The 6,883-nt window shown below is 58.2% G+C and carries 4 protein-coding genes; all 4 read left to right on the forward strand.

All coding sequences use genetic code 11. The features are described from left to right. The first annotated feature begins 13 nt into the window (after positions 1 to 13). Positions 14 to 3,160, forward strand: a complete 3,147-nt coding sequence (locus B7L71_RS01360; protein WP_081135389.1) for a UDP-N-acetylmuramoyl-tripeptide--D-alanyl-D-alanine ligase — start codon at positions 14 to 16, stop codon at positions 3,158 to 3,160. Between the two features lie 340 nt (positions 3,161 to 3,500). After that, positions 3,501 to 4,175 (forward strand): hypothetical protein, encoded by a 675-nt coding sequence (locus B7L71_RS01365; protein ID WP_249273147.1) that lies wholly within the window; start codon positions 3,501 to 3,503, stop codon positions 4,173 to 4,175. Positions 4,176 to 4,294: 119 nt separating this feature from the next. Continuing rightward, entirely contained in the window at positions 4,295 to 5,953 is a 1,659-nt protein-coding gene (locus tag B7L71_RS01370) for an ABC transporter ATP-binding protein (protein WP_249273148.1), read from the forward strand. Positions 5,954 to 6,136: 183 nt separating this feature from the next. Continuing rightward, the coding region (locus tag B7L71_RS16875) for a retention module-containing protein (RefSeq protein ID WP_139790008.1) at positions 6,137 to 6,883 on the forward strand (747 nt) is incomplete at its 3' end.

The raw sequence follows: 6,883 nt of genomic DNA on the forward strand, positions 1-6,883 counted from the left end.
TGCGAGCCATGACATGTCGGATCACGCCGTTCAGGAAGCACACGTTGCCCGTGAGGCTATCCACTCAGCCTTGCATGCTGCGGGTTCTGACGTGTTGTCACAATGGCAGCGTCAGCATGCCAGCGTAGCTCCTTTCGACTCACTGTTACTGGTCTCGGTAAGCGACGGCTATGCGCGGGCTCAGGTCACGACGCTGACGGTCGATGTCAGCGCACTGCGGGCGGGCCAGTGGGAAGTACTGGTGCCTGCGCTTGAACAAGCGATTACCCGACTGCAGCGCAAATTCGGGCATCCGCTGGTGGGGTGTCGCATCGAGTGGCCTTTCGCCGTGCGTGAAGGCCGTTGGGGGGCCTTCAAGCAGGAACTCATGCGCTATAAGCGTAGCTACTTTCGCAGTGGTTTGGCGTTTGAAGGCAAGCGCGAAGCCAGGCTGCTGCTCAGTGAAATGGAGCTGAATGCCAACGCCTGCCTGTATGGCGGGCACCAGGTGGGCCATGCGCAAATTAACCAAGCCCACCTGGAGCGCTACCTCAAGGCCCGCCACGGCTCTAGCCAGATGCCAAGCTTTGCCGACGAGATGCCCATGTGGAGCTTTGCTACGGCTGGCGTCTTTTTGACGCTTGGCGGTGAACAGCCGAGCCATCATCTTCTGAGCACGCAGCCCCGCTGCTGGGGGCGTCGTGAAACCCCGCCGTTGACGCCTGCCTCCACCGCTGAACTGATAGCCCGCTCGACGCGCTTTCTGGGTAGGCAGGTACAGGCGAATGGCCGCTATGTGTATGGCTATTTTCCCTGTTTCAATCGTGACATTGGCACCTATAACATTCTCCGCCATGCCAGCAGTACTTATGCGCTGCTTGAAGGTTATGAAAGCTGCCTTACTCAACGGCTTCTTGACGATGAACCGCTCCGCCAGCTGCATGGCCAGATAGACCGCGCGTTGGAGAGCTTGCGCGATCAAGACATCATCGAGCGTGATGGCGCCGCCTATGTGGTCGACACGGGAAACATCATCAAACTAGGGGCTAATGCAGTGGCTATCCTGGCCCTGGTCAAGTATCAGCAGGTGATGGACGATGACCGCTATGCTGCGTTGGCCGACGCGCTGGCGTTGGGGATCGTCCGCATGCAGGAGGCTGATGGCAGCTTCGTGCATGTGCTGAATGCGGCGGATTTATCGCTCAAGGAAAAGAGCCGAATCATCTACTACGATGGCGAAGCGGCCTTTGCGCTGATGCGGCTTTACGGCCAGACTCGTAACCCCCAGTGGCTTGCGTGTGTCGTCAAGGCCTTTGACTATTTTATCGACAACGGCCATGAGCAGGCCCACGATCACTGGCTGGCCTACTGTACCAATGAGCTGGTGATGTACCGCCCCGAGCGCCGCTATTTTGAATTCGCGGTGCGCAACGTAGCGGGGTACATCGACTTCATCCGTGATCGGATCACCACTTTCCCAACGCTGTTGGAACTCTCCATGGCGTTCCACAAGACACTGCTCACGCTGGAGCAGATGCCGGAGCTTGCCGATGTGCTCGATGGCCTGGACATCGATGCGTTCTATCACGCGCTGCATACCCGCGCGAACTACCTGCAAAATGGATTTTTCTGGCCGGAAGTGGCCATGTACTTCAAGGCCCCGCACACCGTGCAGGACGGTTTTTTCATTCGTCATCACAGCTTTCGCGTGCGCATCGACGATGTCGAACACTATCTCTCCGGTTTGGTGGCCTATCAGCAACTGCTGGGCCATGGTCGGCAAGCGAGTTTCAGGGTGGACGGGGGCAAGCTGGAGGCCGAATCACTGGCATCGACGACCAGCGGGCGCTGGCATGTGATGCCGCCGATGGGCTGGCAGGCCACAGGGCTATGTTGCAAGCAGGCGTTTTTCGCATCAGGCCATCTCGTGGTGGCGAGCGGCAGGGCCGACACAGGCTTTTTGACGGAAGCCGCCATAAAAGCGCTGGTGGAGCAGGGGGCCTCGGCCGTCATATGTGAACAAGCCGAGGTTTACCAAGCGCTTGGGGTGCCTATTCTGCAGGTAGAGGATGTCCAGGCAGCGGTACTCGCCATTGGGCAACATCAGCGTCGCCAGTTTCGTGGGCGAGTGGTCGGGGTGACGGGAAGCGCGGGCAAGACCACCGTGGTCGCGATGTTGGCACACGCTTTGGATGACGGCCCCGTGGGGCAGAGTCGTGGGAGTGCCAACTTGCCCATCGGGGTGGCCTGGAATCTGGCGTCCATGCCGCAAACGGCAAACTATTGGGCCGTCGAGATGGCCATTGGCTCCATGTCGGTCAATACAGCGCTGGCGCGGCCTGACCTTGCCATCATCACCAATATTGCTGCATCGCATCTTGTCTATCACCGCTCTTTGGATGAAATCGCTCGAAAGAAAGCGCGCATCTTCAGGAGTATGGCACCAGGCGGGGTGGCCATTCTCTACCGCGACAGCGCCCACTACGGGTACCTCGCAGGGCAAGCGCGACACTACCGCTTGACGGTGATCAGTTTTGGAGAGCATGAGGAAGCGGATGTTCGGCTGCTGGAGTATCAAGGGCAGGTCGGACAAGTCTGCATCGATGGCAATGCATATACCGTCGAGCTTGCGGCGGCAGGGCGCCATATGATGTTGAATGCCCTCGCCATATTGGCCGTGGCCCAGCATGACCTACTGCCCTTGGCAAAGGTCATCGAGCGGTTGCGCACTTTTCAGGCGGTACCGGGCCGCGGTGAAGTCAAGCAACTGAATTACCAAGGAGTGCCTATCACCCTGCATGATGAAGCTTATAATGCCAATCCTCTTTCCATGCGCATGGCCCTGGAAGCCTTCGCTGCATTGCCGGTCAAGGGAGAAAATAAGCTTTTGATTATTGGAGACATGCTGGAGTTGGGGGAGGAGGCAGAAGCGTTGCACCGTGAGTTGTCGCCACTGATTGCCGCATTGGCCACACGACGCGTGCTATTGTGCGGCCCTCTAAGCCAACCGCTGCTGGCCATGTTGGGTGGCGAAGATCAGGGCGTTTTTCACTACTCGGATGTAAAGGCACTCAAGCCGGAACTCATGCAACACTTGCAGCCCGGTGACCATGTGCTGGTCAAGGCCTCTCATGGCGTGGGACTTGCCTCACTGTTCGCGGCGCCGAATCTTGTTGGATAAGCTGGCTGGAAGGGAGCTCGCGCGTAATGGTATGGCGTTTGCTATCCTCCTGATAAGCGCTTTCTCCGCCTTGGCGCAGCCTCAGCAGGGGGTTGGTGTTTGTCATACGCTGACACGAGAACCTGCCTTGTTGAAGGTTGGGGCGATGCAGATGCCAGGCTTATCGGGTTCATTGACGCACTTTGTCGTGCGAGACTCCGAACCACCTGTAGCAATAGACCTCATTCGACAGGACGATATCGCCACCCAACTAGCTGCCGCCAATGTGCTTTTTCATGAGGTGCTAGGACTAACGCCCCCGCTACAGATGCCGCGTTATCTACAGGCTGAGGAAATCGTGGTGATTCTGCGGAATGACCAGATTCGCGGCGGCCAAGCCTATGACGAAGTAGTGCGTAACCCGGCTATTCCCGAATGCCATATTCGCATGGCCCTGGGCGGACGTGTTGAGGCCGCCACTAACCTGACACCAGCCCACGAGCTTTTCCACCTTTATCAAAATGCCCACATGATGTTCAAGCAAGGGTGGGTACACGAAGGGCTGGCACGCTGGTCGGAGTCGCTGCTGAGTGGTGACGTGCAGCCCGGTCCCCCTCTGCCTACGGCTAGTAGCGACCTGGAAAGCATCATGCAGTCGAGCTATGGCGCCGTGACCCTATGGCAACGGTTATTTTATCTACTCGACCCCCAAGGCAGTATCTCGCTGCCCAGCTCACTGATGTCGCTGCGCTACCACGATGGCAGCCAGGTAGTGACATTGGAGCATCTTCACGGTAGCCGCTTCGTGGCGCCCCTGTTCGAAGCACTCCATCAGGCGAGCATTTCCCTGGCTGAACAACAGCAATGGCCCACTTACGGCTGGGCCGAAGCCGAGCAGCGCAGCTTGCAGTATAACCATGCCATTCTGGCGGCTTTATACCGGGCGATATCGGCCTACGCGCCGAAGGAGCATCAGCCTGAAGAGCTGCGTAGGTTCATGCAGCTGATCGATACCATGCTGAAAGAACGGGAGTGAAGGGTTACATGTCGGCAACCGAAGAGCAGAGGGCTCATCGTCGCCACCTACGCGACCTGATGTGGGCCCTTTTGGGTGAGGTGGTGCGACCATTCCGCTGGCAGGTAGGCGCCATTCTCTTGAAGCAAGTAACAGCGCAGATACTGTTGCTGGCCAGCCTGTTGCTACCTTGGCAGCTGTTACAAGTCTTGATGAGCGGTCAGAGTCGTTTGACCCGCGGATTGCCTGCACAGTTTGGCGATAATGACAAGATGGCGATGCTACTGGCCCTGGCCGTTCTCTGCTTTTGCGCGTTTGCGCTAATGCGGTGGTGGGTCAAGCGCAGCATCTCACGTTTGTTCGACGCCCTTTTGCTTAGGCTCAACAAGACACGCTTGGTAGCTAATCATCGGCCTTTGGGCAGGCGCATGCTGGCCATCGTGATGGGAGCGCTCTCCTCGATGTGCATTGCCCTATTGTTTTGTTTGGTCATTGCCTTTTTGCACCCGGCGCTAGGGTTCCTGGCAGTGGTTTGTGTGGCCATCCTGGGGCTTATCGTGGCGCGTTACTACCGCTTCGAAAAAGTGCCACAGCTTCAGGAAACGCTGCAAAGCAACGTATTGTCGGTCATCAATATCAGTTTTGCGCTTGGCTTTGTCATCCTGGTCATCGACTATCTGTATGGATCGGCGCGCCCCCTGTTCACACTGTTCGTCCTGCTGATTGCGTTGCGCCAAATGATGGCCGCCAGCGTCAACGGCATGGTCAACGCTCTGGGTATCATCAAACACGTTCAGCACATCAACATGCTGTTGCTCCCTCGCGCCCGGCAGGTAGCGATTGGCGAAGCAACGGACTTCCTCAAGCGCTTCGATGCGGCACGATTGGCCCAATGGCTGCCCGGCTGGTTGGCCGAACGTCATCATCTCGCATTCGTCGATATCGTCGAGTGTCGTCTGCTGCACAGTCGTACCGTCGCCCACGTGCTGCTATGCACGCAGCAGGACAGCGCAAGCCCCTCCTACTGGCTGTTGAAATGTTACGTGCCTTCGCGAGAGAACGAAGCGCACCACGAAATTGCGCTGCTCGAAGAGCGCAGTGCGGCGGCGGGAGCAATGCCGTCTGAAGTACCCAAACTGATCGGTCATGGCGACTTGCTTTGGTGCCATTACGTCGCTTTAGACATCGGCAGCCTGCGCCCGCAATGGCTCAACTCGGAAGAACGCAAACCCTGGCTGGCGGCGCTTCGCCAAACGTTACTGCAGACGCCACTGTCACTGAGCCTGATAGCACAGTACCGAGCTACCTTTGCCACGTTGCCAGAACGCATGAGAAGCATTGATACGAACCGCTTTGATTATTTGACGCAGGAAGATCGGCAAGGCTTTCAGATCACGCGATTCCAGGAAAGCTGGCCACATATGATCGCGCTAGTCGAGAAGGTGCCAGCTGGCCTCACGCTTCAGAACCCCGCCAGTGCACGCCTTGCATTGATAAACCAACAACCTCTATTACTCGACTGGCAAGGCTGGAGCCATGATACCCTGGGCGCCCATTGGCCCCTCTCGGCCAAACTTAATAAAGAAGTACTCGCGCTGTTGTCGGCAAACTGGCCGCAGCTCACCCAGAGCCCCGAGTGGGAAGCGCTGCACTCCCCGGAAGAAGCCACGCTCCATATTGCGCTAGCCGCACGAGCCCATGAGTTTTGCCACCGCTGCCGCTACCATAATGACGCTGGCGCTCTCAATATGATGGCGGGTCTGTTAAAGGCTCATGAATCCCTGCGCGCAGACCCATAACCTCCGTTTCTCGTTTGCTTGACACGCAAATTTTGCCCGTTCATTACGTATTGGCCACCGGTACAATAGGCAACCCCGTTGGCCAGCGCTACCTTGTTTACAATGCCGCCAATAGGCTTTTCTGCGTCTGCAGTCAGTCAGCCTCGGCAACCCCTTAATCGAGCGGTGGGTGGAGAACAAGACATGGCAACGGTAATTGCGATTTCAGGTCAAGCATGGGCACGCGACGAAGATGGCAACCTGCGTGAACTGCGCATTGGTGACGTCATTCAGGAGGGTGAAACACTCATTACCTCCGCCGATGGTCGCGTCGAGCTGGACTTTGCCGACGGTACCGGCGCCAACGTGGTAGAGGGCGGCCAGGAAGTCGCCGTTACCCCTGAGCTGAACACAGACGCCATTGTCGCCACCGATGCCAGCGCCCAGGACGACGACCTGGAAGCCCTGCTCGCCGCCCTCGAAGATGAAGACGGTGACCTGCTCGATCTCCTCGATGCCACTGCTGCCGGCGCTGGCGCAGGTGGCGGCGGTGGCGGCGGCAGCAGTTTCGTACGCGTTGCCCGTATCGCCGAAGAAACCGACCCACAAAGCTTCAGCACCGACGGCGGCCTGGAAGGTGCCGAATTCGTAGAGTTTGACGGAGGCGCTGCCGCTGCCGCTATTGCTGACGATACAGATGCCGACGCCGATGCAGATTCCGACGCGGATGCGGATGCGGACGCAGATGCCGATGCGGATGCGGACGCCGATGCAGACGCAGACGCAGATGCAGATGCAGATGCTGACGCTGACGCTGACGCGGATGCCGATGCCGATGCCGATGCCGATGCTGACGCAGATGCCGACGCAGACGCTGATGCCGATGCGGATGCCGATGCGGATGCAGACGCTGACGCCGATGCCGACTCAGACGCCGATGCGGACGCGGAT

Origin of the sequence: Halomonas sp. BC2, assembly GCF_002078115.1 — a bacterium.
Taxonomy (GTDB): Bacteria; Pseudomonadota; Gammaproteobacteria; order Pseudomonadales; family Halomonadaceae; genus Vreelandella; species Vreelandella stevensii.